The following is a 15,338-nucleotide window of genomic DNA, read 5'->3' as shown; positions in this document are numbered from 1 at the left end:
ATCCTTTATCATGGCAACAGCCACTTTGCGACACCGTGTCGTAAAGTGGCTGTGCTGTATTCTGGCAGGAACCTTTTAGAAGTATCCTCCCATGATCCCCATCGCTTTCAGTTTTTCGTTCAATTCCTTTAAAATCCGCTTTCTCCGGTTGGCAATGGTTTTCCGGCTGCACCCGCAAAGCTGCGCCGCTTCTTTTACCGTCACTTCCTCAAAAAACAGGAGATACAGAAGGTAGGCGTCTGCCTCCGTCAGATCTTCTATCACAGAGCGCAGTTTTTCCACACAAAGCTCCCGGATCACCATCTCTTCCGGGCTGTCTGCCCTCCCATCTGGTAGAACTCCTTTCTCCGACAGGGCTTCCAGGCTAAATACACCGTATTTTTGCTTTTTCTCATTCTGGTAGCGCTCTCGCCGCCGGGACTGATACCATTCCAGATAGACCTCCCTGGTGACTTCCACCACAGTCCCATCCCCGGCACGAAGAATATAACATTTCCGCTCCTTTGGGCGTTTCCCTCTCATACGGCGCACCTCCCGGAACGGACTTCTTTACCGGAAAAGATTTCTTCCTGCCCTTCCCGCATCCGCCGCAGCGCCGCCATAAGCGCCTGGGAAACCGCAGGCTGGGAAATCCCCAGTGACCTTGCAATCTCCCGCTGGGTTTCCCCATAGTAAAAATACAGGATCACAATATCCCTCTGCCGCTTTGTCAGAAGCCCCATCAGCTCCAAAATCTGCTCTTTTTCAATCAACTGCTCCAAAGGCGGCAATACCGGGGAAGACAGGAAAAACCATTCCTCGGAAACCGCATGGTAAGAAACGACCTTTCCTTTCCGGCTTGATTCCCGGTTTTTCATCAGACGATCCTCTCCCTCTAACATCAGGCGCACATACCACTCCCGTTCCTCAAAGAAAGCGGCATCCACAAAAATCTGCCGTCCGTGGCTCTCATAACAATAACTGCCGCAGCCATGTACGGAGAAAACCGTAGTATACTTCCCTACCCGGTAAAGCGCCCAGCCTTCCAAAAACACCAGAAGCTGCACATCCCCTCCATTTTCCATGCTTACCACCCGTTTCCCATGCTCCAGCAAATGCCGGGCCGTTGGAGCCTTTTCCTCTTTCTCCGGTTGTTTTACGATCCACTTTAAATCCTGTAATGTCACCATAACAGCCACCTTTCTGCCCGCAGGCTACGGGCGGCCAGATGGTAGCGCACAGGAATCCAGGTAAAAGGCAGCAAAAAAGGTTTCCGGCACACCCGTTTTTTTTAACGGGAGCCTGAAACTCCTTCTGCCGCCAGATTATCTCTGCGTCTATGTACTTACCGGTACTGCCGGATCGGATCTTTTTCTGGTTCCGTTCGGTTCCGCTTTTCTTCCAGGTTTTTTACCCTGTCCTGGTTTTCTTCCATCAGGATCGAATAATCTCCCATAGCATCATAAGGACAGCTTCTCCGGTAAATCAGGTTTTCTTCCCTGGTCAATGTTCCTTCCCTCCTTCCACAATTCCTGTGTCTGTGTTTCCAGTGTATCAGCCGTGCAGAAAAAATCCCTTAGCAGATATGGGGAAATTGCAGCCGGTTCCCCTCATATCTGTGGAACTTCTCATCCGTCCTTTCCCTCCATCCCGTCCATCAGGGCTTTCATAGTCTGGATCACAATCTTCTGTTCTTTTGGTTTCAGCCGCCGGATACGGGCAGCCGTTGTTTCCACCGGATCATTCTCTTTTTCCTTTGCCCTTCTCCCCAGCAGTTCATCAGCGCCCGTGTCCAGGACTTCCACTAGCTTTGCAAAAATCTCCACGGACATCGCCGCCTGCCCTCCCTCGATCCGGCTCACTGTGTTGACACTGATACCGGCTTTCTCCGCAAAAGTCTCCTGGGATAAATGGCTGTCTTTCCTCTTTTGCCGGATGCGTTCTCCCAACTGGATCAACCTCTGCGATCCCGCACGGTTCCCCAACACAGTCCCTCCTTCCATGATAGATTTTCACTTTGCGACACCGTGTCGCAAAGTGCCCCTGCCATAAAGACAGAAAAAAGCAGCCAGGTATATGGACTTAGCTGCTTTCGTAACTCTCTCATTCACTTGTTCTTCTGTAAAATTTCACACGGCTTTTGCCCTCATAAGCCTTGAGATCCCGGCGAAAACCATTTTCACCAGATAAAAGGCTGCCATCAAAAGACGCCAGGCCAGGACAAACCCACCGATCACACCGCCGATCAGCAGGTTGAATATAAACATCCCTACCGTACCGCCAATATCAAAGCCTTTCGGGATGATCCACAGGAACATCTTATGTACGCCAAATGGGATTCCCATAAATATCCACAATTTCAGGTAATCGCACTGCCCATTCTCCACACAGAGGGGATAGAACAGCGCCGCCAGGATTGCCGCCGCCCCTACCGGAGCAATCACTTTTTTGACAAACTCATACATCTCAGCCACCTCCGTACAGATCATGGTTCACTTCCGCCTGGTAGTAATGATTCATCGTCATAGACGAATTATAAAGTGTCGTCAAAAGATACGCCCGGATATTCGCCACTTTGGACGTATTCCGGTGCAGGCTGAACAGGACATACTCGATATGGGAATACGTCAGCTTTAAAAACCGGTTCTTAACCACGGACACCGGCTTGTCTGCCCCTCCGATACGCACCACAGTATCATCCGGCAGCATCAGGATTTCCACCATAAGTTCCACAAGCTCGTCTACATCCTCTTTCTCCCTTCTGTCCACAAAACACTCATAATCAATGTTGTCCTGTATTAACGTGCGATAGGTTTCCATCTTTTCCATCATATCTTCCCCAATAGGGCGCACTTCACCTGCATAGGAGGATAGATTAGATTGGATAGGATCAGTCTCACTATAATCAGTCTTAATAATATCAGTATTATTAGATTGTGATTTTGGAACTTCTTGAGTTGTGATTTTCACTATCCTTGAAGTATGATTTTCACCATTCTTGAATTGTGATTCTGGAAATTCTTGATTTGTGGTTTTCACAATTCCTGAATTGTGATTTTCACCATTCTTGAATTGTGATTCTGGAAATTCCTGAATTGTGGTTTTCATTATCCTTGAATTGTGATTTTCACTATTCTGCGTATTTTCAAGGTTTTCCGATGCTTTTTCCTCCTGCTCAAAGGAATGTTTTTCCTTCAACATAAAGTTTTTCACATAGATTACATTTGGTTTTCCCAAACCCAAACGTTTCTTTTCAATCAATCCAATCCCTTGATTACTGTCCAGTTCTTTCATCAGCTTCACAGCTTTCTGCGTTCCGCAATTCAGAAGCTCTGCTATTTCTTCCACGGTAAAAATAATATATACCCGATCTTCCTCGTCAAACCAGCGGTTCTTAATGCTAAGGCTCATACGGTCTAACATCAGACCGTACAAAACCTTTGCTTCACAGGAAAGGGATTTAAAACATTCTGCGGTAAACAGTACTTTCGGGACACGGTAAAAGCTGTACTGTTCCGCTTCCATTCCACGGAAATAATCAAACTGTATTTCCTGCATCTGTTTCCTCCTCCTTTTCCTGTTTCCATTGTTCCAGAAGCGAATAGATCACTTCCTCAATCTGCGTTTTCGTATATGCCGGCGGGAAGTAATCCCGGATCTTCTTTGAAGAGATCGTTACGCTCTGGCCGCCGTTCTCTTTCTTTACCAAAAGCGCATAGATACTTCCTTCTGACAGTGTTCCTTCCTCACTCATAGCTTTGAGCTGTCCTGCCTGTACCGGAGATGGATAAGCGCCAATGTTCCCCGCTGCTCCCAGCACCATCTCCTGTTCTTCCGGTTTCAGAAAAGATAAGCGCTCCCCGGCTATCATCGCAACCCTGCCTGTATCCACCAGCTCCAGAAACCCGTCAATCAGGCTTGCAAGCCGGATATATCTCTGCACTGTCCGTCCACTGTCCCCGGCTTTCTCTCCCACGGCATCTGCCGTATGTTTGTCTCCTTTGCTTCCCTGGTGTTTCAGCGCCTCATATTTCATCTTGTAGGCTCTGGCTTTCTCGCTGGGTAGAAGGTTCTCCCTTTGGATATTGGTATCCACCATAAGCACCGTGGCAGCGTCATCGTCCAGATTCCGGATAATCACCGGCATTTCTGCCTTTCCTGCCAGCTCGCAGGCCCGCCATCTCCGGTGTCCAGCCACCACTTCATATCCATCAGCGCAAGGACGCACAATCCCCGGCTGGATCACGCCGTGCTGAATGACACTTTCCACTGTCTCCTGCATTTTTTCATCATCCAGTACCTTAAACGGATGGTTTTTAAATGGCCGGAGCTGGCTCAATGGAACAGTGGTATAAGTTCCCTCCACATTGTTATCTTCTGCTCCAAACAGTTCGTCATAGGAAGTCAGCCTAATCTTCTCTGCGCTCTTACTTTTCATCCCCTAGCACCTCCCCGGTCAGATGGCGGTATCCCTCTGCCACAATCCCTTTTGGATCATGAAGATAGATACTTTTTCCTTCTGCTGTTGTCTCTGCCGCCCGTACAGACATAGGTATACAGTTCTCAAAGATATGAATGTTATTTCCGTATACCTCACGGATCTGCCCGGAAATATCCCGTGCAAAGTTTGTCCGGCGGTCAACTTTTGTCAACAGAATCCCCAGAATGGACAACCTGGGATTCAGCCGTCTATGTACCTTGCCGATAGTCTTGATAAGCTGCTGCAGACCCTTTACCGGAAGATAAGCCGCCTCCACCGGGATCAGTACGCTGTCCGCCGCTACCAGAGCATTGATGGTAATCATCCCCAAAGAGGGCATACAGTCGATCAGGATATAATCGTAATCTCCTTTTACCCCATCCAGATACAGGCGAAGCACCTGTTCCCGGCTCATGACGTTTACAAGGGAAGTCTCCAGTCCGGCAAGCTCAATATTAGCGGGAATAAAGTCAATCCCTTCCTCATGGTGGATAATCCCCTCTCCCGGTTCCACATCCTCGTCATTGATAACCTTCTCCATGATAGTGACTAAGGTTACATCCAGTTCATCCGGCTCCCGGATGCCTAAACTCACTGCCATACTGCCCTGGGCATCCGCTTCTACCAGAAGCACCTTTTTCCCGGCTCTTGCCAGACCAATACCTAAATTTACACACGTCGTTGTTTTTCCGACACCGCCCTTTTGGTTTGCGATTGCGATAATTCTGCACATATCTCTTACCTACCTTTCTTCCTCTTTCTTTTCTGTCTTTTCCACTTCCGCATAGGAGCGGAAATATCGGTTCGTCCCCTTATTAGAAAATATCTCCGATACGGAGAGAACCCGGATCTCCGGGTGGCTCTCCAGCAGACGTTTAAACCAGCGAATATCCTTCACGGTTCCCTGTAGCCTAATCTTCAGCATAAAACATCTCCTCCCAATCCACATAGAAGCAGTAATCCGGATAGCGGATTTTGATTGCTTCCCAAAAATATTTAGCGTCCCCTGTGCAGAATATATCGCTGACGGAATAAAGCCGTGTCTCTGTAATCTGTTCTTCCGTATCGTCATACTCATCCGTTGTAGGTGTTCCGTCTGTGTAAAGGTTAAACGCCAAACGGACAATCCGTTCACTGCCGCTGGTCTGCCAGCCTTCCTGCAGACACTCCGGCTTTATAAATCCCGTTTCAAAGTCATAGATCCGGTTTACGTTCCGTCTGGTATCTTCCGACAGTCCCAGGCAATAAATAAGCGTTTTGTGATACGAATCCTGATACGGGCATTTTGAAAGATAGGTATTGTAAAATTTTTCATGTTCCTTGTTTTTGAAAGTGATTTTTCTTTCCTGTTTTGCTCCTGTCGCTGTGTTCTTTGCCATTTGTTTTTCCTCCTGAATTTTACAATTTTGTATAAAAAATAGGGACACTCTGCTGCAAGTATCCCTATCTTCTATCAATGTATTGATAGCTCTATATTCACTTTCATAATCCAGGATTTTTTGTGTTCCCCGTACCGAGGTCTAAGGCAACCACAACGGTTACTTTGTTTACAAGTACCTTTTCCTTGTGATTTTCCTCTAATCTGTTGAAACTGAAAAAGTCAACAAAGTGCGTAAATTCAAGGATTTCTAGGTATGTTTCCTTTGTAGTCTTACCACAGTCTCCACATGAACCGTCTGACAAAACTGATCCACGCAGCAAACCTTTTCCACCCTGTACCCATTTGCCAGAAACATCTCCAGATCCCTGGCCAGACTGGTAGGCTTACAGGAAATATAGACCAATTTGTCCACCCCATACTGAATGATCTTGGGCAGAGCTTTGGGATGGATTCCATCTCTTGGAGGGTCCAGGACAATGAAGTCCGGTTTTTCTTCCACCTGGTCCAGAACCTTCAGCACGTCCCCTGCAATAAATCTGCAGTTTGTGATCCCGTTGAGAGCAGCATTTTCTTTTGCGGCTTCCACCGCTTCTTCCACGATTTCCACTCCGATAACTTCTTTTGCCACTTCTGCCAGTATCTGAGAGATGGTGCCGGTTCCGCTGTACAGGTCAAAGACTGTCATGTCTCTGGTGTCGCCAATATATTCCCTTGCTGTATTGTAAAGGACCTGGGCGGCATAAGAGTTGGGCTGGAAGAAAGAAAAAGGTGTAATCTTAAACTTCAATCCCAGGATTTCCTCGTAGAAATAGTCCTTTCCGTAAAGAAGTCTGGTTTCGTCGCTTCGCACCGTATCAGAAAGGGCATCATTGATTATATGAAGGATTCCCACGATCTTACCTTCCAGGGGCAGATCCAACAGTCTTCTGGTCAGCTCTGAAAAATCCGGATTTTCCTGGCTGGTAGTAACCAGATTTACCAGAATCTCTCCGGTAGTATTTCCCCGGCGGAGGAGAAGGTGCCTGAGAAAACCGGTATGCTGCATTTTATGATAGTAAGTAAAGCCCTGTTCCCGGCAGTATTCCAGAACACAGCCAAGGATTTTGGTCATATCTTCATGGACCAGCTTACAGTCCAGGGCATTCAGTACGTCATAGGTGCTGCCTTTTTTGTGCAGGCCCAGGGACAGGGGACCGTCCTTGTACTCATCTCCAAAAGAGAATTCCATCTTATTTCGGTAGGCAAATTCCTGGGGACTTCCTTTTATCCCCTGGAATATGTAGTCCGGACAGCCCTTCTCGTCTGTCTGCCCGCCTTTGATCAGGGCATCATCCAGAAGCTCCTTTACCTGGTCCGCCTTCATCTTTAACTGCTCTTCATAGGGCATGGTCTGGTACATACATCCGCCGCAGGCCGGAAAGATACTGCACATCGGATTTCTGGTCTCCAGAGGCGATTTTTCCAGCACTTCCAGCAGCCTTCCCTCTATTTTTTTCCCTTTTTTCTTATTGATCACAAACTGGACCTTCTGACCGGGAATCCCGTTTTTTACCGTAACCTTTCCTTCTTCCAGACAGACTCTTCCTTTGTTTGGAAAATCTACTTTCTCAATTATTCCCTGATAAATTTCGCCTTTCTTCAAACCCTCTTTTCCTTTCTTTTATTAATTCCTCTTATATCTGTACGAATAATACTTTCCTGATCTTGTGCAGCTGTCCGGCAAAATCCGGGCTCTGAATATTACAGAGCTCTGCCGGACTTGTCCCACAGAAAAAGAAGCCCCGGTCTCCCGAAGCTCCTTATTGTCTTTCTTACTTTTCTTCTTTATCTTCGTCCTCATCCTCGTCCTCGAAGTAATCATCGAAGTCCTCATCGAAATCTTCTTCAAAGTCTTCCAGATAATCCGGGGTAAAGAAGCGGTAAACTGCGTATGCGATACCTGCAACCGCTGCTACTGCACCGATAATTGCCAGGACCCATAATACCGTATTCTTGTTTCTTTCCTCTTCTCTTTTCTGTAAAGCTGTCATTAAATCCTCAATACGATTCATAGCCTGCACCATCCTCTCTTTTTACAGCCTTGCTGCAAATGTATTGCTATCTGCTGTATCTGCCCTACAGCTTCTGTCTTTTAGATATTATACCACTCTAAAAGGAATTTTACTATCCTTTCTTCGTTTTTTCCAAAAGGAATTTTTTCAATTCTCTGATTTTGCCTTAAACTTTCTTTAATTTTGCAAAAGAGGCAAACATCTTTTTAATTCCCACTTTATCGAAGTTTACCGTCACTTCATAGTCACGGCCTCCTTCTGCAATATCGGTGACCACCCCTGTTCCGAATTTTATGTGCTTCACCGTATCTCCCACTCCATAGTCCAGGCCTTCCGCATGTTTTACCTCGAATTTCTTCGGTATAAATGCCGGCTGCTTAAATGCCTGCTTCAGCTGCCGCATAGAGGTTGGAAGGGGGATGTCAATATTTTTCTTTTCCTGAACTTCTCTTCCCAGATCTACCAGTTCCCTTGGAATCTCACGGATAAAGCGGGAAGTCTTATTATACTGGGTCTCTCCCCGGATCATTCTCTGCTGGGCACAGGTAAGGGTCAGTTCCTTCATAGCCCTTGTGATCCCCACATAGCAGAGACGCCTTTCCTCTTCAAGCTCTGTAGGGTCATCTGCGGTTATAGTCATATAGCTGGGGAAAATGCCGTCTTCCATTCCAGCCAGAAATACATAGGGAAATTCCAGACCTTTGGCACTGTGCAGAGTCATCAGGAGAACCTGATTATTATCGCCTTCTACTGTGTCGATATCTGCGATCAGCGCAACCTCTTCCAGGAAACCGGAAAGGGTAGGATCCTCATTTTCCTCTTCATAAGATACGATCTTGGTGATCAACTCGTTAATGTTCTCAATACGGGCTTCTGATTCCTCTGTGCCTTCTGCTTTCAGTTCTTCCACATAACCTGTATCCTCAAGGATATCTTCCAGGAGCGCAGAAGGTGACAGATATTCCGCCTTGCTCCGCAGAGTCTGGATAAAGGTAACAAAGGGCTGGATCTTTGATGCGGCCCTTCCCACTCTGTCCATACATTCTGGTTCTCTTAAAGCATCGTAAAAGCTCATTCCTCTTTCAGAAGCATAGTCCTGTACCTTTCCCAGGGTAGTGGCTCCGATTCCTCTCTTAGGCACATTAATGATCCTCCGGACAGCCAGATCGTCCCTGGCGTTGTCTACGGTTTTTAAGTAGGCCAGCAGATCCTTGATTTCCTTTCTGGCGTAGAAGTTCACTCCTCCCACCAGCTTATAAGGAATATTTGCCATAAGGAATTTTTCCTCGAAAAGGCGGGACTGGGCATTGGTCCTGTAAAGAATGGCAAAATCTCTATACTCTCCATCGTGCTCCCGGACTTTTCTGCTGATCTCCCCTCCGATATACTCTGCCTCTTCATAGGCGTTCATGAATTGACGGAAATGGATCTTTTCTCCCTCTTCATTTTCTGTCCACAGAGTTTTGCTCTTTCTGCCCACATTGTTCTGTATTACCTGATTAGCGGCGTTGAGGATATTCTGAGTAGAACGATAATTCTGTTCCAGCTTAATGACCAGAGCCTGGGGGAATACTTTTTCATAGCCCAAAATATTGCCAATATTGGCCCCCCGGAATTTGTAGATAGACTGGTCATCATCTCCCACTACACAGAGATTCTTATACTTTTCCGCCAGAAGACTGACAAACTTAAACTGGGCGGTGTTTGTATCCTGATACTCGTCCACCATGATGTATTTAAAACGTTCCTGGTAATAATCCAGCACTTCCGGACAAGAGCGGAAAAGCTCCACAGTCTTAACGATCAGATCGTCAAAGTCCAGGGCGTTGTTTTTCTTCAGCTCTTTCTGATACTCCTTATAGGCCAGGGCGATTTTCTTTTTGGAAAAATCCCCCATCACATTGAGCTCATACTCTTCCGGTCCTATAAGCTCATCCTTTGCAGAGGAAATTGCCGCCAGAATAGTTCTTTCCTTAGTAATCTTTGTGTCAATCTCCAGCCGCTTGCAGATTTCCTTCATAACCGTTTTCTGGTCGTCTGTATCATAGATGGTAAAGTTATTATCAAAGCCCAGACGGTCTATATATCTTCTCAGGATCCGCACACAGCTTGAGTGAAAAGTGGAAACCCAGATGCTTTCTGCCCCGAATCCTACCAGCTTGTCCACTCTTTCCCGCATTTCCCCTGCTGCCTTATTGGTAAAGGTAATCGCCATGATATTCCAGGGATTGACTCCCTTCTCTTCGATCAGATAGGCAATCCTGTGGGTCAGCACCCTGGTTTTTCCTGAACCGGCTCCCGCCAGGATCAGCACAGGTCCTTCTGTATGAAAAACAGCTTCTCTCTGCTGTGTATTTAATGTATCATAGATACTCATTTCTGAAATCCTCCCTTTTATTTTCCCAAAAAGGAAACGTTTGTTCCTATAATATACCACAAAACAGCGGTCCAAGTGAATATTTATTTGCCCACTAGTCATTGTTCGGCTAGTATATCATATTTGTCTGATCTCATGCAAGTCTGGGGAAAGACCCTCTGGAAGAAAACACGAATTCTCCAGCCTGAAGCCTTTGGAAATCCCACCCACCTGTTTACTGCAGCTGTGCTGTTACAAAAAAATCCCCGCCCAAACAGCGAGGATTTTATTATCTGAATTTCATAGCTTCCGTTTGTATTCTGTCAGCCCGGAACTTTCTGGCTCTTTTTAATAATAAACAGAACTGCCAGCAGAAGAAGGATTCCCATAGGAAGCGGAATCCAGGGCACTTTCACAAATCCGGCTATAATATAAGTAATAAAGCTGATGACCGCAGCCAAAACAGCATAGGGAAGCTGTGTTGACACATGATTTACATGGTCACACTGAGCTCCTGCAGAAGCCATGATGGTGGTATCCGAAATGGGCGAACAATGGTCACCGCATACAGCCCCTGCCATACAGGCTGAGATAGAAATGATCATTAATGTAGGATCGGAATTTTCAAACACTTTTACTACAATAGGAATCAGAATACCAAAGGTTCCCCAGGAAGTCCCTGTGGCAAAAGCCAGGAAACATCCGATCAGAAAAACGATGGCCGGCAGGAAATTCATCAGACTTCCTGCTGCAGATTCCGTAGCTATCTCCACAAATTCTGCAGCTCCCAGACTATCTGTCATAGCTTTTAAGGTCCAGGCAAAGGTAAGGATCAGGATAGCCGGAACCATAGCCTTAAATCCTTCCGGTATGCACTCCATACAGGAGCGGAATACCAGTACTCTTCTCGCACTGTAAAAAATTACCGTAATAATCAGGGCGATCAGACTGCCGATAGACAAGGCTATAGATGCATCACTCTGAGAGAAGGATTCTACAAGACTGGTGCCGCTGAAAAATCCGCCGGTATAGATCATTCCCACAATACAGCAGATTACCAGAACGATTACAGGGAAGACCAGGTCGATAACCTTTCCCTTAGGATTGGGTTTCAATGCAGATGCGGCTTCATCCAAACGTTTCCCGGAAGTGTAGATATCTCCCTTCATAGCATTGGCCTCGTGGACAGCCATAGGTCCAAAATCTACTTTCATCAATACAATGGCAAACATCATCACAATGGTCAGCAAAGCATAATAGTTGTAAGGGATCGCCCGGATAAAAATGGCAAATCCATCTTCCCCTTCTACAAACCCGCTGACTGCTGCTGCCCAGGAAGACACTGGGGCGATAATACATACCGGAGCCGCCGTGGCATCAATAAGATAGGAAAGCTTTGCCTTGGATACATTGTGCTTATCCGTGATGGGCCGCATAACGCTTCCCACTGTAAGGCAGTTGAAATAATCATCTACAAAAATCAGGATTCCCAGAATGATTGTTGCAATCTGGGCTCCTACTCTGGTCTTAATATGGACTCCGGCCCATCTTCCGAATGCGGCAGAGCCTCCTGCGCTGTTCATCATGGAAACCATAGATCCCAGAATAACCAGGAAAATCAGGATTCCCACATTATAGGGATCTGAAAGAACACTGATAAATCCATCTTCCACCAAATGGACCACAGTTCCTTCAAATCCGAAATTGGAGTAAAACAGCGCTCCTACGAGAATTCCTACGAAAAGGGAGCTGTACACTTCCTTTGTGATAAGCGCCAGCACAATGGCCACTACAGGCGGCAGCAGAGACCAGATTGTGGCATATACCGCCGGCTCCTGCACTTGTTCCCCCTCAGCGGCAAATACCGTCACTGACCATAAAACTGTCAGGAACAGTGACAGGACCAGACCTGTTCCAAATAATCTCTTTCTGTTTTTCATAATCTTATCCTTTCTGATTGTATAGTATCCCGTCTGTTTATTCCGGGACTTTCTCCTCGGCGTACAATGGGTCTTTCCTTTGTACTTCAAGAGTAAACGAAAAGAAAACCATGAGCCTTTTCCGAAATGGATGCGCCCATGGTCTTATAAATTCTTTTCCTGTATCCTTTGTCCTGCCTAAACAAAATTCAGAGAAAGAAACGGATAGCGCTCCACTTTTCGTGACAGAATACGGTATATTATACAGTATTCCAGGAAGACCTCCCGGGCGGATAGTCTTCCTTCGGCAGCTTCCCCTTTCCTCTTCTGCGGCTGTCCCCGCCCTGTGCAGAAGGCTACTCTTGAAACCTGCGCCTCTATCGTCTCACTGGTTTTAACCAGATTTGATTTCCTTTTGTGTTATCATACCATTATTTATCTTGTATGCCAATACAAAAAGCGACAAATTTTACGATTTTCCCCCATCTCTTCCGGCATACCAGGAAATCCTTACGGAAAATCATTTACAAATAGTTTTCAAAACTATATAATAAGGAGCAGAGGTGATAAAATGACAATTGATACAAAAGACATATTAAACAGCATACTTTCCAGCATATCCAGAATTGATTATATTAAGCCGGAAGAGATTCCCGGTATTGATCTATATATGGACCAGGTAACTACCTTTATGGAGGAACATCTCCGTTCTTCCAAACGCCACAGAGAGGACAAGATCCTGACAAAAACCATGATCAACAACTATGCCAAAAACGACCTTCTTCCTCCTCCGGTAAAGAAAAAATATTCCAAAGAGCATATGCTGATGCTGATTTTCATCTATTATTTCAAAAATATACTGTCGATCAGTGATATCCAGAAGCTTCTGGGGCCTCTTGCTCAGAAATACTTTCCCGGGGAGGGCAGCATCGATCTTACAGCCCTTTATGAGGAAATTATGAAGCTGGAGGTGGAACAGATAGAACCCCTTGCTAAAGATGTGACCAGAAAATTTTCCCTGGCAAATGACTCTTTTCAAGATATTTCTGAGGAAGAAAAAGAATTTCTTCATAAATTTGCTTTTATCTGTATGTTAAGTTTTGATGTGTATGTAAAAAAACAGGTCATTGAAAATCTCATTGACCAGATGTCCGAAGAAGGAACTGATTAGAATCTTTTCTATTATTACAAAAGGACCGCCCTTAGGCCGCATATATCAGGAATCTTTCAAGCTCCTATACGGCACAAAGGGCAGTCCCTCTGTATTTTTTAAATTATATTCTTATGATTTTCCATAATTTTTTCTACAATCTCTCTGCCTTTCCTGCCGGCCTCTTCAATAACCTGGACATCCCCCTTAAAATGCCACATTCCAAGAGATGCTTTCAGAATGATTTCCGGGATTGTTCCCTCTATTAAAGGTTTCATTCCCTGATAGAGCACTAAAGACCTTTCCATGCTGGCAGATACGTAATTTCCATACCACCCCATTTTCTCTGTTTCCTCATCGCTCATCCAGGGGCAGTACTTGTCCCGTATGCATATATAGGTCTCTACCCCAGTCTCTATATGCACATCCAGAAGAATGTCCTCTCTCAGGATATCCTCATAGAAAGAGCGGTAAGGCGTCTGAGACAGTGCCGTATAATTCAGACAGATTAACGTAGCTGAATAGAGGACTGGCGTCTCATGTCTGTTTACATACATCTTCGTATAACCTGCCAGTCGGTGGAAAATACGTCTTACAATCTCTACCGCCATCTCTCTTTTGCTTTTAAAATGGTAAGCAGTAAGCCCTACACTGATATGTACCTTAGATGCAATCTGCCGAATGCTGGTTTTAGTATAACCCTGGGTCAGAAATAATTCCCTGGCTATCTGAAGAATTTCCTCTTTTTTGCTGTCGATTTTTTTTTCTGTACTCATTTATAATATTTCCTTAAGAGAATTACGGCTGAAATCCTTTGGCTATGGCATCATTTGGGCAGTTCATAGCACATCTTCCGCACTCCAGACATCCAAAATGATGTATAAAATATTTTCCCTCTTCGTTAGGGAATATTACATCCTCCATACAGACTTCTTCGCAAGTACCGCATCCAACACATTTTTCCTGATCGATTTCATAGGCCCATGGACGTTTGGAAGCTCCTCCGAAAGAAAATCTCAGTCTGCACACTTCATCATCTTCCGGCAGATGGAAGATTTCTCCGTCACCCCTGTCCAGCACAAAGATCCGGAACATATCTAAGTCCTTATGATAGAGAGCCTTTGTCCCCGGATTCAGCTCCCAATATCTTTTGTAGATTTCCTGGTTTTCCTCAGGGGGCAGCTCTCTGACATGAGCGCTGATCCGTACACTTGCAGAAAGACGCTTCACAGTTTCTCTCACAATAACGCCCACAATATACGGATTCTTTTGAAGTTCATAATACACAGGTTTTCCTTTTGCAAGACCAATGAAAAAATCCCCGCTGTCATCCAGCTGATGGACTTCCAGACCTCTGGCTGTAGGCGTCCTGACATCCAAAGATGTGGTCCCTATGATCATATAGCCCACTTCTTTTACAAACTGAAAGGCCGCATTTTTAATCTCTTCATTTGTATTTTTTTCTGTAAGCCCAAGACAGGGCTTTGGATTAAACATACTCATAACTGCCTCCTCCATCACGCTTCTTCATAACTGATATTTATCTCAATCTTATGGAATTTTGCCCGTATAATCGGATAGATGCACGCAATAGCCAGATAAACAAAAATTCCGATAATATGCCCTACCTGGATTTCCAGACATTCATAATATACAAAGGCCGCGCTGACCAGCACTCCAAGAATACATAAAAATGTATAAGCGTTGTCATTAATATGGAACTGAGAGCGCTTCCATATTTCCGGGATTTTTTTAGGCATTGTGATAATGGCAAGGCAGAGGATAACCTGCACACAGTTTGCAAGAGTATTCCCTATATTGGCAACATCGCCGATATTCATGCCGCTTAAAATGATAATAGAGCAAAGCACATAAATCGTCAAGATAATAAAATGAGGAGTTCCAAACCGCTCATTACGCTTTGCAAATACCGCTGGCCACCATCCGTCTTCTGCTGCTTGAGCAATAGGAGCCTGGAGCCAGCCAAGACAGGCATTTAATGAGGTAATCAAAGCAAACATT

Annotated in this window: 18 protein-coding genes and 1 riboswitch; of the genes, 1 reads left to right on the top strand and 17 read right to left on the bottom strand. The window is 45.5% G+C overall.

Going from position 1 to position 15,338, the window contains the following annotated elements:
• Positions 1-75: 75 nt before the first annotated feature.
• The 14 genes from B5G00_RS00315 to B5G00_RS00255 form a co-directional block, all read right to left on the bottom strand.
• Positions 76-522, bottom strand: coding sequence for an RNA polymerase sigma factor (locus tag B5G00_RS00315; protein WP_087266828.1), 447 nt, complete (start codon positions 520-522; stop codon positions 76-78).
• Positions 519-1,169 carry a sigma-70 family RNA polymerase sigma factor gene (locus tag B5G00_RS00310; protein WP_087266826.1) on the bottom strand — a complete coding sequence of 217 codons (651 nt, stop codon included), beginning with the start codon at positions 1,167-1,169 and terminating at the stop codon, positions 519-521. Before B5G00_RS00310 ends, B5G00_RS00315 begins: the two co-directional genes overlap by 4 nt.
• 155 nt (positions 1,170-1,324) lie before the next feature.
• Positions 1,325-1,486, bottom strand: a complete 162-nt coding sequence (locus B5G00_RS18965) for a hypothetical protein (protein ID WP_164496678.1) — start codon at positions 1,484-1,486, stop codon at positions 1,325-1,327.
• A 121-nt stretch (positions 1,487-1,607) separates the two neighbouring features.
• Positions 1,608-1,964, bottom strand: a complete 357-nt coding sequence (locus tag B5G00_RS00305) for a helix-turn-helix domain-containing protein (RefSeq protein WP_330396284.1) — start codon at positions 1,962-1,964, stop codon at positions 1,608-1,610.
• A gap of 144 nt (positions 1,965-2,108) precedes the next feature.
• Positions 2,109-2,468 carry a DUF6050 family protein gene (locus B5G00_RS00300; RefSeq protein ID WP_087266821.1) on the bottom strand — a complete coding sequence of 120 codons (360 nt, stop codon included), beginning with the start codon at positions 2,466-2,468 and terminating at the stop codon, positions 2,109-2,111.
• The gene (locus B5G00_RS00295; protein WP_087266819.1) at positions 2,446-3,537 is read right to left on the bottom strand and encodes a DUF6017 domain-containing protein; all 1,092 of its coding nucleotides are present in this window, start codon (positions 3,535-3,537) and stop codon (positions 2,446-2,448) included. The genes B5G00_RS00300 and B5G00_RS00295 overlap by 23 nt, the downstream gene beginning before the upstream one ends.
• Positions 3,518-4,417 (bottom strand): ParB/RepB/Spo0J family partition protein, encoded by a 900-nt coding sequence (locus B5G00_RS00290; protein WP_087266816.1) that lies wholly within the window; start codon positions 4,415-4,417, stop codon positions 3,518-3,520. The genes B5G00_RS00295 and B5G00_RS00290 overlap by 20 nt, the downstream gene beginning before the upstream one ends.
• Complete coding sequence (locus tag B5G00_RS00285) at positions 4,407-5,192, bottom strand: ParA family protein (protein WP_087266815.1); 786 nt, start codon at positions 5,190-5,192, stop codon at positions 4,407-4,409. Before B5G00_RS00285 ends, B5G00_RS00290 begins: the two co-directional genes overlap by 11 nt.
• Positions 5,193-5,201: 9 nt before the next feature.
• On the bottom strand, positions 5,202-5,384 hold the full coding sequence (locus B5G00_RS00280; RefSeq protein WP_087266811.1) for a hypothetical protein: 183 nt from the start codon (positions 5,382-5,384) through the stop codon (positions 5,202-5,204).
• Positions 5,371-5,838, bottom strand: coding sequence for a DUF6075 family protein (locus B5G00_RS00275; RefSeq protein ID WP_087266808.1), 468 nt, complete (start codon positions 5,836-5,838; stop codon positions 5,371-5,373). The genes B5G00_RS00280 and B5G00_RS00275 overlap by 14 nt, the downstream gene beginning before the upstream one ends.
• Positions 5,839-6,087: 249 nt before the next feature.
• Complete coding sequence (gene rlmD / locus B5G00_RS00270; RefSeq protein ID WP_087266804.1) at positions 6,088-7,482, bottom strand: 23S rRNA (uracil(1939)-C(5))-methyltransferase RlmD; 1,395 nt, start codon at positions 7,480-7,482, stop codon at positions 6,088-6,090.
• Positions 7,483-7,651: 169 nt separating this feature from the next.
• Positions 7,652-7,891: a hypothetical protein gene (locus B5G00_RS00265; protein WP_087267627.1), complete on the bottom strand. Its 240-nt coding sequence runs from the start codon at positions 7,889-7,891 to the stop codon at positions 7,652-7,654.
• A gap of 166 nt (positions 7,892-8,057) precedes the next feature.
• Positions 8,058-10,268: a DNA helicase PcrA gene (gene pcrA, locus B5G00_RS00260; RefSeq protein WP_087266802.1), complete on the bottom strand. Its 2,211-nt coding sequence runs from the start codon at positions 10,266-10,268 to the stop codon at positions 8,058-8,060.
• A gap of 302 nt (positions 10,269-10,570) precedes the next feature.
• Complete coding sequence (locus B5G00_RS00255) at positions 10,571-12,187, bottom strand: Na+/H+ antiporter NhaC family protein (protein ID WP_087266799.1); 1,617 nt, start codon at positions 12,185-12,187, stop codon at positions 10,571-10,573.
• Positions 12,188-12,384: 197 nt separating this feature from the next.
• Positions 12,385-12,554: riboswitch (Lysine riboswitch) on the bottom strand.
• A 183-nt stretch (positions 12,555-12,737) separates the two neighbouring features.
• On the opposite strand from B5G00_RS00255, the gene B5G00_RS00250 reads away from it, so the two are divergent.
• Positions 12,738-13,337 carry a DUF1836 domain-containing protein gene (locus tag B5G00_RS00250; protein ID WP_087266796.1) on the top strand — a complete coding sequence of 200 codons (600 nt, stop codon included), beginning with the start codon at positions 12,738-12,740 and terminating at the stop codon, positions 13,335-13,337.
• Between the two features lie 98 nt (positions 13,338-13,435).
• On the opposite strand, the gene B5G00_RS00245 is transcribed toward B5G00_RS00250, so the two are convergent.
• The 3 genes from B5G00_RS00245 to B5G00_RS00235 are packed head-to-tail and all read right to left on the bottom strand — an operon-like array spanning position 13,436 to position 15,337.
• Complete coding sequence (locus B5G00_RS00245) at positions 13,436-14,092, bottom strand: TetR/AcrR family transcriptional regulator (protein ID WP_087266792.1); 657 nt, start codon at positions 14,090-14,092, stop codon at positions 13,436-13,438.
• Between the two features lie 22 nt (positions 14,093-14,114).
• Entirely contained in the window at positions 14,115-14,819 is a 705-nt protein-coding gene (locus B5G00_RS00240; RefSeq protein ID WP_162613462.1) for a 4Fe-4S binding protein, read from the bottom strand.
• Between the two features lie 14 nt (positions 14,820-14,833).
• Positions 14,834-15,337: an amino acid permease gene (locus B5G00_RS00235; RefSeq protein ID WP_087266787.1), complete on the bottom strand. Its 504-nt coding sequence runs from the start codon at positions 15,335-15,337 to the stop codon at positions 14,834-14,836.
• Position 15,338: the final 1 nt, after the last annotated feature.

The organism is Blautia sp. An46 (assembly GCF_002161645.1).
GTDB classification, from domain to species: Bacteria; Bacillota; Clostridia; order Lachnospirales; family Lachnospiraceae; genus Blautia; species Blautia ornithocaccae.
This window is presented reverse-complemented; position numbering and strand designations above follow the sequence as displayed.

Bases quoted from the DNA above. Each gene is read 5' to 3' on its own strand.
- B5G00_RS00315 (WP_087266828.1), bottom strand. From the start codon at position 522: ATGAGAGGGAAACGCCCAAAGGAGCGGAAATGTTATATTCTTCGTGCC.
- B5G00_RS00310 (WP_087266826.1), bottom strand. From the start codon at position 1,169: ATGGTGACATTACAGGATTTAAAGTGGATCGTAAAACAACCGGAGAAA.
- B5G00_RS00300 (WP_087266821.1), bottom strand. From the start codon at position 2,468: ATGATCTGTACGGAGGTGGCTGAGATGTATGAGTTTGTCAAAAAAGTG.
- B5G00_RS00295 (WP_087266819.1), bottom strand. From the start codon at position 3,537: ATGCAGGAAATACAGTTTGATTATTTCCGTGGAATGGAAGCGGAACAG.
- B5G00_RS00290 (WP_087266816.1), bottom strand. From the start codon at position 4,417: ATGAAAAGTAAGAGCGCAGAGAAGATTAGGCTGACTTCCTATGACGAA.
- B5G00_RS00285 (WP_087266815.1), bottom strand. From the start codon at position 5,192: ATGTGCAGAATTATCGCAATCGCAAACCAAAAGGGCGGTGTCGGAAAA.
- B5G00_RS00280 (WP_087266811.1), bottom strand. From the start codon at position 5,384: ATGCTGAAGATTAGGCTACAGGGAACCGTGAAGGATATTCGCTGGTTT.
- B5G00_RS00275 (WP_087266808.1), bottom strand. From the start codon at position 5,838: ATGGCAAAGAACACAGCGACAGGAGCAAAACAGGAAAGAAAAATCACT.
- B5G00_RS00265 (WP_087267627.1), bottom strand. From the start codon at position 7,891: ATGAATCGTATTGAGGATTTAATGACAGCTTTACAGAAAAGAGAAGAG.
- pcrA (WP_087266802.1), bottom strand. From the start codon at position 10,268: ATGAGTATCTATGATACATTAAATACACAGCAGAGAGAAGCTGTTTTT.
- B5G00_RS00255 (WP_087266799.1), bottom strand. From the start codon at position 12,187: ATGAAAAACAGAAAGAGATTATTTGGAACAGGTCTGGTCCTGTCACTG.
- B5G00_RS00250 (WP_087266796.1), top strand. From the start codon at position 12,738: ATGACAATTGATACAAAAGACATATTAAACAGCATACTTTCCAGCATA.
- B5G00_RS00245 (WP_087266792.1), bottom strand. From the start codon at position 14,092: ATGAGTACAGAAAAAAAAATCGACAGCAAAAAAGAGGAAATTCTTCAG.
- B5G00_RS00240 (WP_162613462.1), bottom strand. From the start codon at position 14,819: ATGAGTATGTTTAATCCAAAGCCCTGTCTTGGGCTTACAGAAAAAAAT.
- B5G00_RS00235 (WP_087266787.1), bottom strand. From the start codon at position 15,337: ATGTTTGCTTTGATTACCTCATTAAATGCCTGTCTTGGCTGGCTCCAG.